The sequence below is a fragment of the Pseudarthrobacter polychromogenes genome (assembly GCF_014644495.1).
GTDB lineage: Bacteria > Actinomycetota > Actinomycetes > Actinomycetales > Micrococcaceae > Arthrobacter > Arthrobacter polychromogenes.
The window spans coordinates 30,030-51,194 of sequence record NZ_BMKU01000015.1 but is presented as its reverse complement, the minus strand read 5'-3'; the positions used below and the strand labels follow the sequence as shown (position 1 = coordinate 51,194).

At 65.4% G+C, this 21,165-nt stretch carries 17 protein-coding genes; 13 read left to right on the top strand and 4 right to left on the bottom strand.

All coding sequences use genetic code 11. From position 1 onward, the window contains the following. Positions 1–71 precede the first annotated feature (71 nt). Entirely contained in the window at positions 72–1,466 is a 1,395-nt protein-coding gene (locus IEX43_RS18125) for a class II 3-deoxy-7-phosphoheptulonate synthase (RefSeq protein ID WP_188813275.1), read from the top strand. Between the two features lie 46 nt (positions 1,467–1,512). Here the strand turns inward: IEX43_RS18125 and IEX43_RS18120 are convergent, their stop codons facing one another. Together IEX43_RS18120 and IEX43_RS18115 are read right to left on the bottom strand one after the other, a co-directional pair. Beyond that, positions 1,513–3,687, bottom strand: a complete 2,175-nt coding sequence (locus tag IEX43_RS18120; protein WP_188813274.1) for a Stk1 family PASTA domain-containing Ser/Thr kinase — start codon at positions 3,685–3,687, stop codon at positions 1,513–1,515. Between the two features lie 101 nt (positions 3,688–3,788). Continuing rightward, entirely contained in the window at positions 3,789–5,174 is a 1,386-nt protein-coding gene (locus IEX43_RS18115; protein ID WP_188813272.1) for a lytic transglycosylase domain-containing protein, read from the bottom strand. 239 nt (positions 5,175–5,413) lie between these two features. On the opposite strand from IEX43_RS18115, the gene IEX43_RS18110 reads away from it, so the two are divergent. Beyond that, positions 5,414–5,767: an Rv2175c family DNA-binding protein gene (locus tag IEX43_RS18110; RefSeq protein ID WP_188813264.1), complete on the top strand. Its 354-nt coding sequence runs from the start codon at positions 5,414–5,416 to the stop codon at positions 5,765–5,767. Positions 5,768–5,806: 39 nt separating this feature from the next. Here IEX43_RS18110 and IEX43_RS18105 read toward each other — a convergent pair whose 3' ends face one another. Further along, on the bottom strand, positions 5,807–6,901 hold the full coding sequence (locus tag IEX43_RS18105; protein ID WP_188813262.1) for a polyprenyl synthetase family protein: 1,095 nt from the start codon (positions 6,899–6,901) through the stop codon (positions 5,807–5,809). Continuing rightward, entirely contained in the window at positions 6,898–7,425 is a 528-nt protein-coding gene (locus IEX43_RS18100) for a hypothetical protein (protein ID WP_188813261.1), read from the bottom strand. The genes IEX43_RS18105 and IEX43_RS18100 overlap by 4 nt, the downstream gene beginning before the upstream one ends. A 90-nt stretch (positions 7,426–7,515) precedes the next feature. Between IEX43_RS18100 and dinB the strand changes: the two genes are divergently transcribed. The 11 genes from dinB (at position 7,516) to ftsW (ending at position 21,160) form a co-directional block, all read left to right on the top strand. Next, positions 7,516–8,727 (top strand): DNA polymerase IV, encoded by a 1,212-nt coding sequence (gene dinB / locus IEX43_RS18095; protein ID WP_188813349.1) that lies wholly within the window; start codon positions 7,516–7,518, stop codon positions 8,725–8,727. A gap of 274 nt (positions 8,728–9,001) precedes the next feature. Beyond that, positions 9,002–9,376 carry a DUF3040 domain-containing protein gene (locus tag IEX43_RS18090; RefSeq protein WP_188813259.1) on the top strand — a complete coding sequence of 125 codons (375 nt, stop codon included), beginning with the start codon at positions 9,002–9,004 and terminating at the stop codon, positions 9,374–9,376. A 393-nt stretch (positions 9,377–9,769) separates the two neighbouring features. Further along, complete coding sequence (mraZ, locus tag IEX43_RS18085; protein WP_104188709.1) at positions 9,770–10,198, top strand: division/cell wall cluster transcriptional repressor MraZ; 429 nt, start codon at positions 9,770–9,772, stop codon at positions 10,196–10,198. 165 nt (positions 10,199–10,363) lie between these two features. After that, entirely contained in the window at positions 10,364–11,356 is a 993-nt protein-coding gene (rsmH, locus tag IEX43_RS18080; RefSeq protein WP_188813257.1) for a 16S rRNA (cytosine(1402)-N(4))-methyltransferase RsmH, read from the top strand. After that, a complete protein-coding gene (locus IEX43_RS18075) occupies positions 11,353–12,093 on the top strand; it encodes a hypothetical protein (RefSeq protein ID WP_188813255.1) in 741 nt (246 codons plus the stop codon). The genes rsmH and IEX43_RS18075 overlap by 4 nt, the downstream gene beginning before the upstream one ends. A gap of 48 nt (positions 12,094–12,141) precedes the next feature. Further along, positions 12,142–13,938: a peptidoglycan D,D-transpeptidase FtsI family protein gene (locus tag IEX43_RS18070; protein ID WP_188813254.1), complete on the top strand. Its 1,797-nt coding sequence runs from the start codon at positions 12,142–12,144 to the stop codon at positions 13,936–13,938. 82 nt (positions 13,939–14,020) lie between these two features. Continuing rightward, positions 14,021–15,682: a UDP-N-acetylmuramoyl-L-alanyl-D-glutamate--2,6-diaminopimelate ligase gene (locus tag IEX43_RS18065; protein WP_188813252.1), complete on the top strand. Its 1,662-nt coding sequence runs from the start codon at positions 14,021–14,023 to the stop codon at positions 15,680–15,682. Positions 15,683–15,688: 6 nt separating this feature from the next. Beyond that, positions 15,689–17,155 (top strand): UDP-N-acetylmuramoyl-tripeptide--D-alanyl-D-alanine ligase, encoded by a 1,467-nt coding sequence (locus tag IEX43_RS18060; RefSeq protein WP_188813250.1) that lies wholly within the window; start codon positions 15,689–15,691, stop codon positions 17,153–17,155. Beyond that, positions 17,152–18,261: a phospho-N-acetylmuramoyl-pentapeptide-transferase gene (mraY, locus tag IEX43_RS18055; RefSeq protein WP_188813248.1), complete on the top strand. Its 1,110-nt coding sequence runs from the start codon at positions 17,152–17,154 to the stop codon at positions 18,259–18,261. Before IEX43_RS18060 ends, mraY begins: the two co-directional genes overlap by 4 nt. Beyond that, positions 18,243–19,817, top strand: coding sequence for a UDP-N-acetylmuramoyl-L-alanine--D-glutamate ligase (murD, locus tag IEX43_RS18050; protein ID WP_188813246.1), 1,575 nt, complete (start codon positions 18,243–18,245; stop codon positions 19,815–19,817). Before mraY ends, murD begins: the two co-directional genes overlap by 19 nt. A gap of 2 nt (positions 19,818–19,819) precedes the next feature. Then, a complete protein-coding gene (gene ftsW / locus IEX43_RS18045; protein ID WP_188813245.1) occupies positions 19,820–21,160 on the top strand; it encodes a putative lipid II flippase FtsW in 1,341 nt (446 codons plus the stop codon). Positions 21,161–21,165: the final 5 nt, after the last annotated feature.

Sequence of the window (21,165 nt, the reverse complement as noted above, 5' to 3'; positions counted from 1 at the left end):
GGGTTGTGACGCGGCGGGCCCTAAGCGTGACAGTGCGGTGTCCCGGGGAGCTGCGCGACCGCTAGTCTTAGATGGTGACTGAGCTATCTGCAAAACCCGCCTTTTCGCTGTCCAGCACCGCCCAGAGCGGAGCAGCCGACTATCCCGGACTTGATAACTGGCGGGACCTCCCCATTTCCCAGCAGCCCAGCTGGCAGGACCGTGACGTGTTCGACGCCTCGGTGAAGGAACTCTCCGTCCTTCCCCCGCTGGTTTTCGCGGGCGAAGTGGATGTCCTGCGCGAGCGGCTGGCCGCTGCTGCCCAGGGCAAGGCCTTCCTGCTGCAGGGCGGTGACTGCGCCGAGACCTTCGAGGCTGCCACGGCAGACAAGATCAGCGCCCGGGTCAAGACCATCCTCCAGATGGCCGTGGTGCTGACGTACGGTGCCGCCATGCCCGTCATCAAGATGGGCCGCATGGCCGGGCAGTTCGCCAAGCCCCGTTCGTCCAATGACGAAACCCGCGGCGGCGTCACCCTGCCCGCCTACCGGGGCGACATCGTGAACGGTTACGAGTTCACTCCACAGTCCCGGGGCCATGATGCCTCCCGGATGCTCCGCGCCTACCACACGTCCGCTTCCACGCTGAACCTGATCCGCGCCTTCACGCAGGGAGGGTTTGCGGACCTGCGTTCGGTGCACCAGTGGAACAAGGGCTTCACCGAGAACCCGGCCCACGCACGCTACGAGTCCCTGGCCCGCGACATCGACCGCGCCATCCAGTTCATGGCCTCCTGCGGCGCCGACTTCGAGGCCCTGAAGCGCGTCGAATTCTTTGCCAGCCACGAAGCGTTGCTGCTGGACTATGAGCGGGCGCTGACCCGGATCGATTCACGCACCGGATTCCCGTACGACACCTCCGCCCACTTCCTCTGGATCGGCGAGCGGACCCGCGAACTGGACCATGCGCACGTTGACTTCCTTTCACGGGTGCGGAACCCCATCGGCGTGAAGCTGGGCCCGTCCACCACCGGCGATGACGCCCTTCGCCTGATCGACAAGCTGGATCCGGAGCGCGAGCCCGGCCGGCTGACGTTCATCACCCGCATGGGGGCCGGCAATATCCGCGAGAAGCTGCCCGCCGTCGTCGAAAAGGTCACCGCGTCCGGCGCTCAGGTGCTGTGGGTCACGGACCCCATGCACGGGAACACCGTCACGTCCCCCAACGGCTACAAGACCCGCAATTTCGACGACGTCATTGACGAAGTGCGCGGCTTCTTCGAGGTGCACCACGCGCTGGGGACCGTTCCCGGCGGCCTGCACGTGGAAATGACCGGCGACGACGTCGCAGAGTGCCTCGGCGGCGCCGATCCCGTGGACCAGGACGCATTCCTGGACCGTTACGAGTCGGTCTGCGACCCGCGCCTGAACCACATGCAGTCCCTCGAGATGGCCTTCCTGGTAGCCGGCGCCCTGGCAAAGCACTAGGCGCCGCACACTCACGACCCGATAGTGGTGTGGCCGGCAGGTCCGGCTACACCACCGTCAGGGTGATGACCGATCCCTCCGGAACCTCTTTGTTGACCGGGTCCTGATCCCTGACGGTTCCGAAGAAGCCGCCGAGGATATTGTTCACCTTCACGTCGAAGCCGAGCTGGCGCAGTGCCTGTTCGGCCTCTTTGGCCTGCTTGCCGATGTAACTGGGGACTTCCACCATCCGGGGGCCCTTGGAGATGGTCAGGGTCACGGTTCCGCCGCGGGTAAGCGTTCCCTCCGCCGGCGCCTGGCTGACCACAGCGCCCTTGGGAATGTCCCGGCTGAAGACTTCCTCGCCGGCCACATCTGCCCGGAGACCGGCTGCCGTGATGGCATCAACGGCGTCGTCCTGGTCCTGGCCCACCACCAGCGGCACCGGGATAGGCTCGGGCCCCTTGGAAACCACCAGGCTGACAGGCGTACCGCGGCGGACATCCGTCCCTGCAGCAGGGTCCTGCGACAGGACCGTGCCCGCGGGTGCCTGCTCGTCGAACTGCTCCGTCACGGGGCCCAGTGCCATGTCCGCCGCGTTGAGGCCGTTCTTGGCTTCCTCAAGGGTGCCGCCGGCCAGAACGGGCAGCGGAAAAAGCTGGGGCCCCTTGGAAACATAGAGGGCCACGGGCTGGAACTTGCGGATTTCCGCGCCCTCGGCGGGCTCGCTGCCCACCACCAGGCCGGAAGGCACGTCGTCGTCGAACACGTCCCTGGTGGTGGACCGGAAGCCGGCGTCGCTGAGCAGCTGCTGCGCCTGCGCCACGGTCTTGTTGGCGACGGAAGGGATGGACGCGGCTGCGCCGGGGCCCATCCCGAAAAACCAGCCGGCGCCTGTTGCCAGGAGGGCAGCCACCACAAGGATTATCACCCACAGGACGCCGCGGCGCCGGGGATTCCCTTCCCGGAGCGTCCGTGCGGGGGTGGCGGCGGCACGCGCCCGTGCCTTCTCGTCCTCCCTGTCGGCCTTGCGCTGGGCGCGTTTGCCCAGCACCGGAGGAGGCGGCGCCCACGCCTGGTCGTCGTCAGGTGGTGACAGGGTGCGCCTGGCAGCACCGGCAGCAGGACCTGAAGGCTGCATGGCGGCCCGGGATTGGCCCGGCGAGGGCTGATAGGCGGGCCCAGGCGTCTGTCCGTAAGGCATCACCGTGGTGGGATTGTTGGTGCGGCCGATGACCTCGGTGGGATGCTGGACGTGCCCGGTGTTGTTGGACCCGGCAGGCTCGCGGGATGGCGGAGGCCCCGGGGGCGGGGAAGGAATCCGGACCGGGGCAACCTGTTGGGGCGCGGTCACGGTGCCGCCGGCGGCAGCCGCCGGCGGACGCAGGTCCAGTTCAGCATCCGTGAGGTGGGTCCTGATATGCCGCAGTTCCTGGAGCAGGGCATTTCCGTCCACCGGCCGGTTCTCGGGGTCGCTGGCTGTGCACCACTGCACGAGTTCGTCCACTTCGGCGGCCAGGCCCGGGACCAGGGCCGAGGGCGGCCCCACTGTCCCGTGGACGTGCTGGTACGCCACCTGGATGGGGACCTCGCCGTCGAACGGCTGCCGTCCGGTAAGCATCTCGTACAGCATGATGCCCAGGGAGTAGATGTCGCTGCGCGCGTCAGCCGCCCGTCCCAGGACGAGTTCAGGGGAGAGGTAAGCGACTGTTCCAATCAGGGCGCCCGTGCTGGTGGCGGTGGTGACGGCGCGGGCCAGGCCGAAATCACCGATCTTGATCCGGCCGTCGTCGGAAATCAGAACATTCTCCGGCTTGACGTCGCGGTGGATGAAGCCGGCAGCATGGGCGGCGCCGAGGCCTTCGGCCACCGGATCGATCAGCGCCAGTGCCAGCCGCGGAGGCAGGGCGCCCTTCTCATTAATGAGGTCACGCAGCGTGTGGCCCTTGATGTATTCCATGACCAGGTACGCCGTGGGGCCGTCGTTCCCCTGGTCAAGGACCCCCACCACGTGTGGATGGGACAACCGTGCAGCCGCCTTGGCCTCCCGGCCAAGCCTGCCCAGGAAGTTGTCATCAGCGGAGAGGTGGGGGTGCAGCACCTTGAGCGCCACGTCCCGCTCCAGCCGCTGGTCCGTGGCAAGGTAAACCGTGGACATGCCGCCGCGTGCGAGCTTGGACCGCACGGCGTACCGGTTGTCCACCAGCGTTCCTACAAGAGGGTCTGACACGTGTTCCTGCACCCTACGATCCTAATCCCCGCAACGGAACGGGCCCGAACCTTTACCGGTCCGGACCCGTTCAAACTTTCCCGTCCCCGCGGTGCGCGGGCGGCAGCAGCAGCTCAGCCGAAGTTTTTCTGGTGTGCCTTGATGGCCGCCACATAGGCTTTGGTGTCGTCGTACATGCCGTACTTGCTGACAGAATACTGGCCCTGGTAATAGCCGGCGATGGCCGTGTCCCTGTCCTTGCTGGTGGCAAGGAGCTGGCGGATGATTGCTACCCCGGCCGTGGCGTTGTCATAGGGGTCCAGCAGGTTCAGCTTGCGTCCCACCAGGTCCGAAGCCCACTGGCCGGAGGTGGGGATGACCTGCATGGTACCTATGGCGTTGGCGGGGGAAACTGCCCGCTGGTCAAACCCGGATTCCTGGTGCGCGAAGGCGAGGGCCAAGGAGGGTTCCACGCCCATCCTGCGCGCGGTATCTGCCACAATGTTCCGCATTTCAGCTCGGGAGGGCACCGGGGAGGCGTTCAGCAACGCTTTGTTCTCGTTGGCGGAGCTGACCACTGCGGCAGGGTAGCTGAAGCCCAGGAATGAGCTTGGGACCAGGGGCGTGACCGAGGCTGCCGGCTGCGGAGCGGCAGGCTGTCCGTTGGCGCCGGGGATGGCCAGCTTGTTGCCCGGGTAGATGACACTGGTCATGCCCAGGCGGTTGGCGGACAGCAGCTCGGAGAGCTTGACGCCGTGCCGGGACGCGATCGCAGAGAGCGTGTCTCCGGCTTTGACGGTGTACGAGCCGGAGGCCGGGGCCGCAGGCGCGGCGGGAGCCGATGTCGAGGCCAGCCCGCCCGGGACAGGAGCGGCGGCGGGCGCGGGAGCCGCACCACCGGCCCCGACCTTGATCTTCTGCCCCGGGTAGATAACGGAGCGCATGTTGAGGTTGTTCCACGAGAACACATCCGCCAGGCCCACGTTGTGCCGGGCAGCGATGGCACCCAGCGTGTCACCGGGCTTCACCGTATACGTGGCGCCGCCTGCGGGTGCGGCCGCAGGTGCGGCCGGGGCGGGCGCGGCGGAGGGCGCTGCAGGTGCGGCGGCCGAGCCGGAAAGCTTGATCTTCTGGCCGGGATAGATGATTGTGTTCGCCTGAAGGTTGTTCAGCTTCAGGACCTCAGCAGTGTTAAGTCCGAATTTTCCTGCAATGGCACTGATGGTGTCGCCACGGGCAATCGTGTACTCCGCCGGCGCCGAAGGCTGTGCCGGCTTAAAGGCGGAGGGGATCGCCGTCGACACCGACGCCGCGGGAATAACCGTTGCACTGGCCGTGGCGGCCTGGGCTTTCATGGCTGCTGCAAGCGTCCCCGGAATGGCGCGGACAGGCTGCTCGGCAGCGGCTGGCTGGGCCAGCGCCAAGGATGACAATACGACCGCTGGCAGCGCTGCCGTCGTCGCGGCGAGCATAGGCAGGCTCGGCTTGGGGGGCTGCTTGTGCGAGCGGGACATCGTCATGGAAAAAATCCTCTTCTCAACTGCGGGCGCGGGCGGGGATGCCGCTGATTCCGATACTACTGTTACTGCTGTTAATACTGTTACAAATGTGGTCAATGAGAATCTCTCACGGATTGTGGATTAGCACAAGAATTCCGGTAACAGCTGCAAGGAAGAATTTTGGGAGTGTCCGCGGGTCAATGCGTTCCGCCGAATGCATCAACTAGGCGGCAAGGCGCACGCCGTGGCAACCTTGATCCGTGAGCAATGTAGAAAACCTTGTGGGCGAATGGTTGCCCCTGCCCGACGTCGCCCGTTTATTGGATGTTTCCATCACCAAGGTTCACAGCCTGCTGGATGAACGTGCCCTGGCGGCGCTGCGGGTCGGTGAACGGAGAATCAGGTCGGTGCCGGCAGAATTTATCCAGGACGGCCAGGTGGTGGACAGCCTTAAGGGAACCATCGTTGTCCTGTCTGACGCAGGGTACTCGGACGAGGACCTGATCGTATGGCTCTTTACCCCGGACGAGTCACTGCGCGGACGGCCCATCGACGCCCTGCGTGAGGGCCGGAAAACAGAAATACGGCGCAGGGCCCAGACCCTCGCCTGGTAGTTTCCCGGCCCGGCACGTCGCCTGGCTTGCCTTAAACCGCTAGGAGGCGCGGCTGACGGTCGCTTCAGCCAGCCGCCGAAGGGCAGTCTTGGGCAACTCCATGAGGGGGAGTGCCTCCAGGGCCTCGAAGGCGGCGGCGCCAAATTCATTGATGAGGACCTCGGTGGCCGCCAGTGCCCCGGACTCCTCAATAATCCGCCGGAGCTCGTCGACGTCGTCCTCCGAGAGGTCCGGGCTCCCGAGCCTGGAGTCGATGAAGGCCGCCTCTTCAGCCGTTGCCTGGTCCATGGCCAGGGCAACCAGCACAGTGCGCTTCCCTTCCCTCAGGTCGTCGCCCGCCGGCTTGCCGGTTGTCAGCGGATCGCCGAAGACACCGAGCACGTCATCCCGGAGCTGGAACGCTTCCCCCAGTGGCAGCGCAAATGCCGAGTAGCCGCGGAGCAGGTCATCCGAGGCTCCCGCGAGTGCGCCTCCCAGCGCCAGCGGATGTTCGGTGGAGTACTTGGCAGATTTGAAGCGGATGATGGACTGGGCGCGCGAGACGGCGCCGGCGCGGTCCCTGGCCGGCCCGGCAACCTCTTCCAGGATGTCCAGGTACTGGCCTGCCATCACTTCGGCCCGCATGAGGTTGAAGATCAGCCTTGCCCTGCTGCCGGCTGCTGCCCGCTCGCCAATATCCGTGAAGGCCTCCTCGCTGAAGGAGAGGCAGAGGTCTCCCGCCAGAATGGCGGCTGCCTGCCCGAAGCGTTCGCTGTCCAGCGCCCAGCCCTGTGAGCCGTGCAGCTCGCTGAACCGGCGGTGGACGCTTGGTCCGCCCCGCCTGGTGTCAGACCGGTCGATGATGTCGTCGTGGATCAGCGCAGCGGCCTGGAACAACTCAAGGGCTGCGCCTGCCGTTACTACCTGCTGGGCCGCAGGTTCTCCACCGGCACCCCGCCAGCCCCAGTAGCACATCAACGCGCGCAGGCGCTTGCCGCCGGTCACCAGGTTGGAGATTGACCCCATGATCGGATCAATGTCCGGCGAAATGGCGGACATGACTGATTGCCGCGAGGCCAGGAACCCGGTGAGTTCGCCGGCCACCGCCGCCACGAAGTCTGCCTGTTCATGCCTGAGCTGCTCGGCCGCGGTCACTTGGCTGACTCAGCTGGCACGTTGGCGCCGATGGTAAAGGTGGAAACTCCAGCTGCTTCAACTACCGAGATGTTGACGGTCTCGCTGTCCCCCCGGAGAAAGTCCCTGGAAGCGACTGCCCCCACGGTTTCGCCGGGTACGGCCTTGAAGCCCTGGCCTTCAAGCGCCTTGGCGTAGAAATCGAGGACTGCGGCGGTGGGGGCCGCCACGGTTCCCACCAGTGCGGCGGTGGCGGGGGCCGACGCTTTATCGAAACTGCTCGATACCACTGTGGCCCCAGGCATGAGGGGAAGGAGCTGTTGCGGGAAGCCGTCCACCAGCGCGCCGACGGTGGCGGAGGTATTGGGGGAAGCGGAAGGGCTGGGGGAAGCCGTGACAGTGGACGCGGCAGTTGCCGGCGCCGAAGCGGAGGCGGAAGAATCCGGGCTTGCTGACGGACTTGGACTGCAGGCTGCAAGTGCCATCGCTGCGCCGGCAGCTAGAACTGCAGCGCCTGCTGGCTTGAGGTTTCCAAAGACCGTCACAGGGACTTTCCTCCTGGTGTTGATGCCGGATTCAGCCTCCAGTTTAGTCAGTACAAAACGGCTAGGATTGCAGCCGTGGGGCCCGAAGGTATGAACCAGCCACCCGGAGCGGTGATTCCGGGACGTCGGCGCACGTGCATCATGCACGTGGACATGGATGCCTTTTACGTCTCTGTCGAGCTGCGGACGAGACCTGAACTCCGCGGCAAGCCAGTCATTGTTGGCTTCCCCGCGGACCGTTCCGTGGTCCTCTCTGCCTCCTACGAAGCCCGTGCGTTCGGTGTGAAATCGGCCATGCCGATGGCCGTGGCGTCCCGGATGTGCCCGCAGGCGGTCATCATCGAACCGCGCCACAAGCTCTACTACGAGGTGTCAGCCCAGCTGATGGCGATTTTTGGATCAGTCACCGAACTCGTTGAACCGCTCAGCGTCGATGAGGCGTTCCTCGACGTCACAGGCGCCATACGCCGGCTGGGTGCACCGCGGGGCATCGGAGAGATGATCCGGCGCCAGGTAGCTTCGGAGCTGGGCATCACTGCATCCGTAGGGATAGCGGAATCAAAGTTCGTGGCGAAGATCGCGTCAACCCGCTGCAAGCCTGACGGACTGCTTCTGATTGGTCCCGACGAAACGGTGCCCTACCTCCACAGCCTGCCGGTTGGTGCCCTGTGGGGCGTAGGCGCCAAGACCGCTGATGTCCTGGCAAGGATGGGCATCAGGACGGTTGCTGACGTGGCAGCAACGCCGGTGTCCACCCTTAAGAGGATGCTGGGTGCTACGGGTGAGCACGTTCATCAGCTGTCGTGGGGTATTGACCACCGGGCGGTGACTCCGGTCCGGCTGGAGAAGAGCATCGGTGCCGAAGAGACCTTTGCGGTCGACACGGGCGACGACGCCCTGCTCCACCGTGAAATCCTGCGGCTGTCCCACCGGACGGCGTCGCGCCTTCGGAGTTCCGGGATGGTGGCCCGGACAATTGCCCTGAAGCTGCGGTTCGCCGATTTCTCCACCATTACCCGCAGCCGGACGGTCCAAACGCCGGTGGACAGTGCCCAGCTAATCTATTCAGTGGCGCTCCAGCTGCTGGAATCGGTGGGGGACAGGACCATGGCGGTGCGGCTCGTGGGCGTACGGGCCGAACAGTTGGAGGAAGCCGCCCGCACCTCGCTGCAGCTGAGCATCGACCGGCGGGACGAGAACTGGCGTGCGGCCGAACAGGCCCTCGACGAAGTGGCGCGCAAATTCGGCAGCAAATCCGTCCTCCCGGCCCGCTTGATGGAGCCGGGAACCGGCCCTCAATAGCGGGCCGGTTCCGGCAGCCGGGGGTCCCGGATAAGTCATTGCCGTCTTTCAGAACAGCCCCCAACAAACTATCCTTAGATATACATAGTTTTTGAGTGACTGGACTTACTGCCGGACCCTCTTGGACATGCTCCCGCTCCTGCGACGGCGTGCCTGGTTACCGACTTTTTGCCATTGTGGGCAGGGCGGGAACCTCTTAGGCACAACAGCCGTTAACGGTGCAGAAGTAGTGGCTGGGATCAGCCCGGACGTTGGCCTACAAAAGGAGGTCGTGATGCCGCTGTCGGAGCACGAACAGAAGCTGCTTGAGCAGCTGGAGAAGCAGCTTCACGAGGACGACCCGAAGTTCGCAAATTCCATGGGGTCAGACCCAGGGCGTTCATGGTCCACGAGGCATGTGGTGATTGGCGTCCTCTGCGCCCTGGCTGGCGTCTTCCTGTTGCTCGTGGGCGTCACTCTCCAAAATATCTTTGTTGGAGTACTGGGCTTCATAGTGATGGGCGGCGGCGTCTATTTCGCCACCATGCGCAGCAGTACGGCCGCGAAGCCGGGATCCAAGGCCGGCAGTCGAAAGCCCGGCAAGCAGAAAAACTCCTTCATGAGCACTCTCGAGGAGCGCTGGGACGAAAGGCGCAGGGGAGAACCCTAAACCTCCGGGCGCTGCCCATGACGGCATCTCCACTTCCCTCCCCCTAGTGGGGTAAACGCGAAAAGACCCGCCTTTGGCGGGTCTTTTCGCGTTTAGGCACGCCTCTGGCGAAATGTCCCTCCCTTGCCGGGGCCTGGCCGGACGTACCGCCGCGTTCAGTCCTTTGGAAGTGACACTTTCCGGAGCCAGGGAACCGCCCGGCGGCAAAACTCCTCCACTTTCCACCACCGCGGCGAAATCCGCGCCAATTCAGCCTCCTTTTCCCACAAAGTGGAGGCCGGGGCGCCCTGTTTGCGTTGACTGTGGGGGAAAGTGGAGTAATGTGGAGGACATAAGAGGGTAGTTGCAACATAGGGGATGTGCAGTTCCTGACATCGGACAGGCGGTGGGCCAGTGTTTCTTGGCACTCACTCGCCGCGTCTGGATGAAAAGGGACGGATTATCCTCCCTGCCAAGTTCCGTGAGGAACTTGCCAGCGGGCTGGTGCTCACAAGGGGCCAGGAACGTTGCATCTACGTCTTCAGCGAGAAGGAATTTGCGCGGGTCCACGAGCAAATGCGGGATGCGCCAATCTCCTCAAAACAGGCGCGGGACTACATCCGCGTCTTTCTCTCTGGAGCCTCGGACGAGGTACCTGACAAGCAGGGGCGCATCACTATTCCACCGGCGCTCCGGGAATATGCAGGCCTCGGCAGGGAGCTCGCCGTTATCGGCGCCGGCTCCCGCGCCGAGATCTGGGATGCCCAGGCCTGGACTGAATACCTCGCGGAGAAGGAGACGGCCTTCTCCGAGACTGATGACCCCATTCCGGGCATTCTCTGACCGGGGGGGGACAGCAGGCAGTTTCTTGGATGAGATCTCCAGCCGCCCATCGGCTGGCCATCCTGGCTCACTTCCCCGGAGCCAGGCTGGCGGACGATAGGCGCGGATGGGGATCTGGTCCCAGAAGCACCACAGGCAACACCCGACGGCGAGAAAGGACGAGGCATGAACGAACACCCGAAGCCCACGTCCGAACGCCATGTGCCGGTCCTTCGGGACCGGTGCATCAATTTGTTGGCACCTGGATTCGAGGCCGCAAGGCTGCGCGGGGAAACCCCGGTGGCCGTTGACGCAACCCTGGGCATGGGCGGCCACTCCGAGGCCATGCTGCAGCGTTTTCCCGACCTGCACCTCATTGGCATCGACCGCGATGAGGAAGCCCTGGCACTTGCCGGCCAGCGGCTGGCCCCGTTCGCCGCCCGCACGGACCTGGTGCACGCCGTCTATGACGAGATCCAGGACGTCCTGGCTGACCTTGGCGTTTCCGAGGTCCACGGGATCCTGATGGACCTCGGTGTCTCCTCCCTCCAGCTTGATGAACGCGAACGCGGCTTCGCCTACTCCTTCGACGCCCCGCTGGACATGCGGATGGACACCAGCCGCGGCCAGACGGCGGCGGACGTTGTGAACACCTACTCGGAAGAGGAGCTCGTCAGGATCATCCGCAAGTGGGGCGAGGAAAAGTTCGCGGGCCGGATCGCCAACAGGATTGTTGCAGCCCGGGCCACCAAGCCCTTCGCAACAACCGGGGAACTTGTGGAACAGATCCGCTCGGTGGTGCCGGCGTCCGCAGCGAAATCCGGCGGACACCCAGCCAAGCGGACCTTCCAGGCTCTCCGGATCGAGGTCAACGAAGAACTCGACGTCCTGGAGCGTGCTGTTCCGGCCGCCGTCGACTCCCTGGCCATGGGTGGGCGGATCGTTGTCATGTCCTACCACTCGCTGGAGGACAAAATCGTCAAGGGCGTCCTGCAGGCACGTTCCAAATCCTCGGCTCCGCTCGGATTCCCGGTGGAGCTGGAAGAACATAAGGCCGAACTGAAAACCCTTACCAAAGGCACCGAGGTGCCCACCGCCGTCGAAATCGCCGAAAACCCGCGTGCTGCCTCTGCAAGACTGCGCGCGGCGGAACGAATCAGAGCCAGGAGAGCTGCATGAGCACCGCTGCCGTCAAGGACTTTCCCGTCGCTTCAGGCGGCTCGGCGGCCGGCAGGAATCTTCCCGCCCGTACCGCCGGTGACGGACGGAAGGCCCGTACTCCGCTGTCTGTGGTGCGCACCGTACCCCGCAAGCGCCGGGCACCCTTCGTGGTGCTGTGCTTCGCCATGCTTGCCCTGGCACTGATTGCCGTGCTGGTACTGAACATCTCGGTATCCACCTCCCAGTACCAGCTGGTGGAGCTTCGGGCCAAGCAGAGTACCCTGACCAAGCAGAACCAGGACCTCACCCAGCAGGTACAGAACTTCGAAGCACCCCAGAACCTGGCCGCGAAAGCCACGGAACTGGGGATGGTTGCCTCCACGGTCAAAGGCCAGATCGATCTGTCCACCCTGTCTGTCACCGGTAAGGCGACTCCCGCGGTTAAGGGCGGTGCTGAAGGGGCGGTTATCCCCGCCCCCGCCGTGGCCGGGCAGCTGATCGTGGTGCCGCCGGCAAGCAAGGGTGAACCGCTGGAAAGCCGCAAGCCGGCAGAAGCGGCTGCTCCCGCCGCGCAGGGTAGTGAAGCAGCGGATGCTGCGGCGTCCGGCGCGGCAACGCCGGGTGCTGCGGCCTCCGCAGCCGGTGATCCCGCTGCTGCTGCCGCGGCTGCAGCAGCAGCAGCACCGGCGGCGGCTGCCGTTGAACTCCACGGGGGCTCCGTGCCCGCGCCGGAACAGAAGGTGCCCGGACAGTAATACGGCAGGTCTGGCAGGCAGCAGGGTCGAACAGCAAGGAAATTAACGGTGGCGCAGAGGACCGGCAAGGCAAACAACGGCAGGGCTCCCAACGCCACCAAGCGCCTGCGCCTGGGCCTTGGCATCATGCTGACGCTCCTGCTGGTGGTGGGCGGAAAGCTTTTCCTGGTCCAGGGGCTCGACGTGGGGGGAATGGCCGAGGCCGCCCTGAACAGCCGGATGCAGCAAACTGTCCTCCCGGCAGAACGCGGAAGCATCCTGGACTCACGGGGTACTGTGCTCGCCAACAGCGTGATCCGCTACAACGTGGTGGTGGACCAGCGGGTCAACACCAAAACGGAGACATTCAAGCGCCTGGACGACGCCAAGGAGAAGCTGGTGGACGTCAGCCGGGAGCAGGGGCTGACGGAACTTGCGGCTGCCCTCGGCATGGAAAAGGACGCGATCCGCGAGGCCGTCACCGGGCAGCAGCCCTATTACATTGTGGCCAAGGACGTGAAGCCGGACGTTGAGGACCGCATCTCGCAGCTCCAAATTCCCGGTATTGTGACCGAGGGCGTCAGCAAGCGTGTCTACCCGAACGGATCCGTTGCCGGCGGCATCATCGGTTTCCTCCAGGACGGCACCACAGGCCAGGCGGGGATCGAGCAGACCCAGGATGGCCTCCTGAAAGGTGCTGACGGCAAGAGGCTCTTCGAGATCGGTGCGGACGGCCTGCGCATCCCCGTGGGCGTGGATGAACTGACTCCGCCGGAGGACGGCAAGGACGTCAAGCTCACCATCAACTCGGACCTTCAGTATTTCGCGCAGCAGGCCATCCAAAGCCAGACGGAGAAACTGAACGCCGAGTGGGGCTCCATCATTGTGATGGACGCCAAGACCGGAGACCTGGTGGCCATGGCGGACACCAACGCGCCGGACCCGAACGACCCCGGCAGGGTGGCTGCGCAGGACCGCGGTGTCCGCTCCGTCACCGCGGCCTACGAGCCCGGCTCGGTGCAGAAGATGATGACCGTGGCCGCGCTGATCGAAGAGGGCAAGGCGGGCCCGCTCGATGAATTCACCCTGGACCCGACCTACACGGTCAACGGCCAGACCTTCAGCGACTCCTTTGCGCACGGCACGGAAGAGCGGACGCTCGCCGGCATTTTGGGCTACTCGATGAACACCGGAACCGTCATGGCCGGTCAGCGGCTGAGCAAGGAACAGCGCTACGACTGGCTGAAGAAGTTTGGCATCGGCGAAGCTCCGGACATTGGCCTGCCTGCCACGGCCTCCGGGATATTGACACCCTGGCAGCAGTGGGACGGCCGCCAGGAATTCACGGTCCTGTTCGGCCAGGGCGTCTCCCAGTCCACCCTGCAGACCGTGCGGGCATTCCAGTCCATCGCCAATAACGGCGTGATGCTGCAGCCGCGCCTCATCGACTCTTACGTTTCCGCAGATGGAACCGAGGAAAAGGTTGCGCCCGCGGAACCACGCCAGATCGTGTCGGAGGACACCGCCCAGCAGGTGCAGGACATCCTGGAGAGCGCGGTTACCGAGGGCCAGATCAAGGACGCCGGCATCGACGGTTACCGGGTGGGGGCAAAAACCGGAACGTCCGAGTCCCCGTGCGACGACGGCAAGTCCGGCTTCTGCGGCTACACCGCCTCGATCGTGGGCATGGCTCCGATGGATGATCCGCGGTTTATTGTTGAGGTGGTACTCCAGCGGCCCAAGGGCAGCATCTACGGGATTACCAACGGGCCGGTCTTCCGGTCGGTTTTGAGCCAGGCACTGCGGACCTACAACGTCCAGCCGTCCACGGGTGAACCGGCCCGGCTGCCCCAGTTCGCCAAGTAATACCCCGGCAGCAGCCGCAGCAGCCCCGCCTGCTTCGGCTGATCCACGCCGGGCACGGTCCACTAGCACCATCGGAGATCCCTTGTCAGAGTTCAACGCGTCCGATCGGCGCCCTGCCCCGCAGGAAGCGGCTCCGCAGGGAGCGGCCCCGCAGGGACCGGACAGCCAGGCACGCTTCCGCCCCTCAGCTGTGGAGGCGGTCCGGCTGGAAAGCATCGGCGACGCAGTCGGCGTCGTCATTCCGGGAGCCTCGGCGGATGTGGCGGTGACCGGCATCTCGCTGAACTCCCGCACAGTGGAGCCGGGTGACCTGTACGTGGCCCTGCCCGGTGCCGTCCGGCACGGCGCGGACTTCGCCGCCCAGGCCGTTGAAGCGGGAGCCGCGGCTGTCTTGACGGACGACGCCGGTGCGCGACTCCTGGCCCTTTCCTCCGAGACTGCGGTACCTGTGCTGGTGGTTGATGCCCCGCGGAACGTGGTGGGCCCGCTCTCCGCCATGATCTACCGCAGCGGGCAGGACGCCGCCCCGCAGTTGTTCGGTGTGACGGGCACCAACGGCAAGACCACCACCACATACTTCATCACCTCGCTGCTGCGCTCCCTTGGCAAAAGGACCGGCCTGATCGGGACCATAGAGATCCTGGCCGGCGGGGACCCCATTCCCAGCCTCCTCACCACACCGGAGTCCCCGGAGGTCCACGGGCTCCTGGCGCTCATGGGTGAAAAGGAACTGGACGCCGCCGCCATGGAGGTCTCCTCCCACGCCATCTCCTACCAGCGGGTGGACGGAGTGCTGTTCGACGTCGCCGGCTTCACCAACCTCACCCAGGACCACCTGGACCTGCACCACACCATGGAGGACTATTTCGCCACCAAGGCGGAGCTTTTCACGCCTGCCCGGGCGCGGAGGGCCGTGGTAACGGTCGACGACGAATGGGGCCGCCGCCTTGCCGGCAGCGCCGGGGTGCCGGTCACCACCCTCAGCACCTCAAGGGCCAACCCCGCCGACTGGACCGTGACGGAAACCGCGCCCCGGGGGCTGGGCACGGAATTCACGCTCAGCGGGCCCGGCGGCACCGTCCTGACGGTCCACACGGGGCTTCCCGGGAGCTTCAACGTTGCCAACGCAGCCCTGGCGGTGGTGATGGTGCTCGCCGCCGGCGTGGACGCCGCAACGCTGCAGGCTGCGCTCGACGCAGGCGACCCCTTTACGGTGGCAGTGCCGGGGCGGATGCAGCTGGTCTCCGAACAGCCCGCCGCCGTCGTGGATTTCGCCCACAACACCGACGCACTGGCCCGGGCACTCGAAGCTGTCCGGTCACCGGAACCGGGGTCCCGGCTGATCGTTGTGTTTGGTGCGACAGGCCAGCGGGACCAGGGCAAACGGCCGGCCATGGGCGCCATCGCCGCACGGCTGGCGGACACCGTGATCATCACCGATGACGACCCCCACGACGAGGACGCGGCCGCCATCCGCGCCGATGTCCTAGCCGGGGCCCGGGAGGCCCAGGAGCGGGAAAAGCTGCCCTGTACCGTGCTGGAGGTTTTCCCCCGGGACACAGCCATCCAGCGCGCCGTGGAACTCGCCCGGCCGCATGACACCATCCTGGTGGCCGGCCGCGGCCACGAGGTGTGGCAGGAAGTGAAGGGCGTCAACCTTGCGCTCGACGACAGGGTGGAGCTGCGCAGCGCCTTGACAGCCAGGGGATTCAACGTTCTCCAAGACGACCGGATAGAGTCCTAGACCGAGATGATTGCATTTACTGCGGCGGAAATCGCCGATATCACCAAGGGGCGCCTGGACGCCGATCCTGGAATCACCCCTCTTTCGGTGGTCACGGATTCCCGCGAAGCCACGCCTGGGTCGCTCTACGTAGCGAAACCTGGGGAGTACGCCGATGGCCACGACTTCACAGCCGCCGCCTTCTCAGCCGGCGCCACCCTTGCGCTCGTGGAACGCCCTGTAGCCGGCCCCGACGGTGCTCCCTACCCTTCCATCGTTGTTTCTGATGCCGTGCTCGCCATGGGCGCACTCGCTGCGGAGGCCGTCCGCAGGATCCGCGCCGCACGTGCTGCGGCAAACGGCGAACTGACAGTCATCGGCATCACCGGCTCGGCAGGGAAGACCACCACCAAGGACCTGCTCGCAGGCATTCTCTCCCTTCACGGCAATACCGTGGCGCCGAGGGGTTCCTACAACGGCGAGATCGGGGTGCCCCTCACGGTCTTCACCGCCGGAACGGATACCCGGTACCTGGTTATTGAGATGGGCGCCACAGGAGTTGGCCACATCAGCTACCTCGCAGACATGGTCAAGCCGGATATCGGCGTGGTACTTGGAGTGGGAACTGCACACGCCGGCGAATTCGGGGGAGTGGACAACATCGCCCTGGCCAAGGGCGAACTGGTGGAAGCCCTTGCAGCCTCCGGAACCGCCGTCATTAACCTCGACGACGACCGGGTGGCGGCCATGCGCGCACGCACCTCAGCGTCCGTCGTCGGATTCTCCGCCGAAGGGCGGCCCGACGCCGCCGTGCAGGCACTCAATGCGGACACCAACACTGACGGCAACCCCGAATTCGACCTCCTCCTCCCCGGAGAAGACACGCCTCACCATGTCATAAGCCGGCTGATCGGCGCCCACCACACCGGCAACCTGCTGGCGGCGGCAGCAGCGGCCCGGGCCGCAGGAATCTCCGGCGCAGACATCGCCGCCGCCCTCAGCAGCCAGGCGGCCGCCAGCCGGTGGCGCATGGAGCGCACCGAGCGGCCGGACGGCGTGACCATCATCAATGACGCCTACAACGCCAACCCCGAATCCATGCGCGCCGCGCTGCGCACACTCGCCGACCTGGGGCAGGGCAGGCGCACCTGGGCAGTCCTGGGCGCCATGCTGGAGCTCGGCGAGGATTCCATCCGCGAGCACACAGCCGTGGGCACCCAGGTGGTGCGGCTCAATATTTCCCGGCTGGTGGTGGTGGGCAGGGAAGCCCGCGCACTCTACGTATCCGCAGTCCAGGAGGGCTCCTGGGGGGACGAATGCGTCTTCGCCGAGACCGCCGACGAAGCCTACGAACTGCTCAACGCCGAACTCGAACCCGGCGACCTGGTGCTCTTCAAATCGTCCAACAGCGTTGGACTTCGCCACTTGGGCGATCAGATAGCATTACCCCCACAAACCCCGCAACCCGCCGATGAAAGGAGCACTCTGCTGTGATTGCACTTTTGATCGGCGCCGGACTGGCCCTGTTGTTTGCGCTGGTGGGCACCCCGCTCTTCATCCGGCTCCTGGTGCGCCGCGGCTACGGACAGTTCATCCGCGACGACGGGCCCACCTCCCACCACACGAAACGCGGAACGCCCACCATGGGCGGGACCGTGGTGGTGGCTGCCGTCCTGCTGAGCTACGGCCTGACCCACCTCATCATGCTGATGGTCAACCCGGCTTCCCCGGGCCCCTCCGCGTCCGCCCTCATCCTGCTCTTCCTGATGTTGGGCATGGGACTTGTGGGGTTCCTGGACGATTTCATCAAGATTTCGCGGCAGCGCAGCCTTGGGCTCGACGCCAAGGCCAAGCTGATCCTGCAAGCCGCCGTCGGCATCATCTTCGCCGTGCTGGCCCTGAACTTCCCCGACGAGGACGGCCTCACGCCGGCGTCCACCAAGATTTCCCTGGTGCGCGACCTGCCGTGGCTGGACCTTGCCTTCGGCGGAACTGTGCTGGGGGCCATCCTCTTCGTTGTCTGGTCCAACCTGATCGTTACCGCTGCAACCAACGGCGTGAACCTCACCGACGGCCTCGACGGGCTGGCGGCAGGGGCCTCGGTCATGGTGTTCGGCGCCTACACGCTCATGGGCATCTGGCAGAGCAACCAGGCCTGCGGCTCGCCCCGCGAGGCGGGCAGCGGCTGCTACTCGGTCCGGGACCCCCTGGACCTCGCCCTGCTGGCAGCGATCATGAGTGCGGCCCTGGTGGGCTTCCTCTGGTGGAACACCTCTCCGGCCAAGATCTTCATGGGCGACACCGGCTCGCTGGCCATCGGTGGCGCCATTGCGGGATTCGCCATCCTGTCCAGGACCGAGCTGCTGCTGGGCATCATCGGCGGGCTGTTCGTCCTGATCACACTGTCCGTCATCATCCAGGTGGGCTACTTCAAAGCCACCGGAGGTAAACGCGTTTTCAAAATGGCGCCTTTGCAGCACCACTTCGAACTTCAGGGGTGGGCCGAGGTGACCGTGGTGGTCCGGTTCTGGATCCTCGGCGGACTCTTCGTCGCCGTGGGCCTGGGAATCTTCTACGCTGAATGGGTCGTGCTGCTGTGACCGTTTCCCCCCGCCTCCAGAACCTCGTGAGCTGGGACTCCGACTGGTCCGGACTCCGGGTGGTCGTCACCGGCATTGGCGTCTCAGGCTTCGCCGCTGCGGACACCCTGATCGAACTCGGCGCCCGCGTGGTGGTGGTGGATGCCGCCACCAGCGACAAGGCCAAGGCCCACGCCGACACCCTGAAAATTGTCGGCGCTGCGGACGTCCTGCTCGGCGAGGACGCAGTCACCCGCATTCCCCGGATCGACGGCGAGCCGCCGGAACTGATTGTCACGTCGCCGGGCTGGCGTCCGGACCAGGCCCTGCTGGCCGCCGCTGCACGGGCCCACATCCCGGTATGGGGAGACGTTGAACTGGCCTGGCGCGTGCGCGTACGGGAAGGCCGCAAGACGGCGGACTGGCTTGCCATTACGGGAACCAACGGAAAAACCACCACGGTAGGGCTCACCGAATCAATGCTGCGCGCGGCCGGGCTGAAAGCCATTGCCGTGGGAAACGTGGGTACGCCCATCCTCGATGCGCTCCGGGATCCGGTGGAGTACGACGTCCTGGCCGTGGAACTTTCAAGCTTCCAGCTGCACTGGTCCGAGTCACTCTCGCCGGTGGCCAGCGTTTGCCTGAACGTTGCCGAGGACCACGTTGACTGGCACGGATCCTACGATTCGTACCTGGCGGACAAGGCCAAGGTCTACGAACGCACCCAAAAGGCCTGCCTCTACAACGCGGAGCAGATCGAAACGGAACGCATGGTGGAAAACGCCGACGTGGTGGAAGGATGCCGCGCCGTTGGTTTCACCACCGTCACCCCTGCCATCAGCATGCTCGGTGTGGTGGAAGGGCTCCTGGTGGACCGGGCGTTCATCGAAGAGCGCCGGGACAGTGCAGTGGAGCTCGCCTCGATGACTGACCTTGGCGCGCTGGCGCCGCGGCACATGGTGGCCAACGCCCTGGCGGCAGCAGGACTGGTACGCGCCTACGGCATCGAGCCCAAGGCAGTCCGGCAGGGAATCCAGGACTACGTGCCGGGCGACCACCGCATCCAGCCGGTAGCCCGCCACAACGGCGTCCTGTGGATCAACGACTCCAAAGCCACCAACCCGCACGCGGCATCGGCCTCCCTGGCCGCCTTCACCAACGTCATCTGGATCGCCGGAGGCCTCTCCAAGGGCGTGACCTATGACGACCTGGTGCGGGAACACGCCCCCCGGCTCAAGGCCGTGGTGCTCATCGGAGCGGATTCCTCAGCACTGGCGGACGCCCTCCGGCGACACGCGCCCGATGTCCCCGTGATCGGGACGGCCCCGGGTGAAACTGAACTGGTGCAGACTGCTGCAACAGACGGCACTGAGGCCGGTTCTCCCGACGCCGGGAAAGCCGTCATGTCCCGTGCAGTTGCGTCAGCAGCCCAGCTGGCCGGGTCCGGCGATACTGTGCTGATGGCTCCGGCAGCTGCTTCCATGGATCAGTTCTCTTCCTACGCTCACCGTGGTGGCACTTTCATCGAAGCTGTCCGCGAGCTGGTGGAAGGGCAGGCCCAGACCGGCGAGGAGTAACAATGGTCAGCACGCCCACACGCCCGCCAGCCCAGAAGCAGGCAGGCAAGCCGCGTCCCGGCTCCTCCGCATCACCGGTCCGGCCTCCGGCCGCTGCCGCCACCCGGTTGCGCGCCGCCTATCGTAAGTTCTGGTCGGCGCTTGAGGGAACCGGAACGTCCAGGAACGGCTCCACCTACTACCTCATCCTGGGCTCCACCCTCGCACTGACGGCCATCGGCATCATGATGGTTCTCTCCGCCTCGAGCGTGGAGTCGATCGCCGCCGGCAAGTCCCCGTACGGGGATGCCCTGAAACAGGGCATGTTCGCCGCAATAGGGATCTTCACCATGTTCGTGCTTTCCCGCATCAATGTGGTGTGGCTCAAGCGGCTTGCCTGGCCCGCCATCATCGCCGCCGTCGTCCTCCTTGGCCTGGTCCAGCTGGTCGGCGCGGAAGTCAACGGCAACAAAAACTGGATCGACCTTGGCGGCATCACCTTCCAGCCGTCCGAAGCGTCCAAGCTCGCACTCGCACTCTGGATGGCCACCGTCCTGGCCCGGAAGGGAAAGCTGCTCAGCCGGTGGCAGCACGTCGCCGTCCCTGCCGTCCCGATGGCCATCATCATCGTTGGCCTGGTCCTGGTGGGAAACGACCTCGGAACCGCCATGATCATCATGATGGTGACGGCTGCCGCACTCTTCTTCGCCGGGGCGCCGCTCTACCTCTTCGGCATTGCCGGCCTGGCCGCAGCCGCCGGAACGGCGCTCATGGCTGTCACCAGCTCCAACCGCATGTGCCGCATCACCTCATGGTGGACCGGGCAGTCCTGTGCCGATGGCATCGACGCCAACTACCAGGCCACGAACGGCCTTTACGGGCTCGCCTCCGGCGGATGGTTCGGCGTGGGGCTGGGACAAAGCCGGCAAAAGTACAGCTGGATCCCCGAAGCCCATAACGACTTCATCTTCGCCATCATCGGTGAGGAACTCGGGCTCGTGGGGACCGTCGTCGTCCTGATCCTTTTCGCCATCCTGGGAACCGCAATCTACCGTGTGGTGGTGGCACAGGAGGACATGTTCCACCGTGTCCTCGCCGGCACAATCATGGTGTGGCTGCTGGGCCAGGCCACCGTGAACATGTCCGTGGTGACCGGCCTGATGCCTGTCATCGGCGTGCCGCTGCCCTTCATCTCCTACGGCGGCTCGGCGCTGCTGATGTCGCTCTGCGCCATCGGGGTTGTGCTTTCGCTGGCCAGGGAACAGATGGCCCCGGCGATCCGGCCCAAACGGATGCTCAAGTTCAAGGCCAAGCCGGCGCGGAAAAACGCGGACCGGAAGAAAACTGCAAGAAAGCGTACCTAGCCCTC

Bases quoted from the DNA above. Each gene is read 5' to 3' on its own strand.
- IEX43_RS18125 (WP_188813275.1), top strand. From the start codon at position 72: ATGGTGACTGAGCTATCTGCAAAACCCGCCTTTTCGCTGTCCAGCACC.
- IEX43_RS18115 (WP_188813272.1), bottom strand. From the start codon at position 5,174: ATGACGATGTCCCGCTCGCACAAGCAGCCCCCCAAGCCGAGCCTGCCT.
- dinB (WP_188813349.1), top strand. From the start codon at position 7,516: ATGAACCAGCCACCCGGAGCGGTGATTCCGGGACGTCGGCGCACGTGC.
- IEX43_RS18090 (WP_188813259.1), top strand. From the start codon at position 9,002: ATGCCGCTGTCGGAGCACGAACAGAAGCTGCTTGAGCAGCTGGAGAAG.
- rsmH (WP_188813257.1), top strand. From the start codon at position 10,364: ATGAACGAACACCCGAAGCCCACGTCCGAACGCCATGTGCCGGTCCTT.
- IEX43_RS18075 (WP_188813255.1), top strand. From the start codon at position 11,353: ATGAGCACCGCTGCCGTCAAGGACTTTCCCGTCGCTTCAGGCGGCTCG.
- IEX43_RS18060 (WP_188813250.1), top strand. From the start codon at position 15,689: ATGATTGCATTTACTGCGGCGGAAATCGCCGATATCACCAAGGGGCGC.
- murD (WP_188813246.1), top strand. From the start codon at position 18,243: ATGGGTCGTGCTGCTGTGACCGTTTCCCCCCGCCTCCAGAACCTCGTG.
- ftsW (WP_188813245.1), top strand. From the start codon at position 19,820: ATGGTCAGCACGCCCACACGCCCGCCAGCCCAGAAGCAGGCAGGCAAG.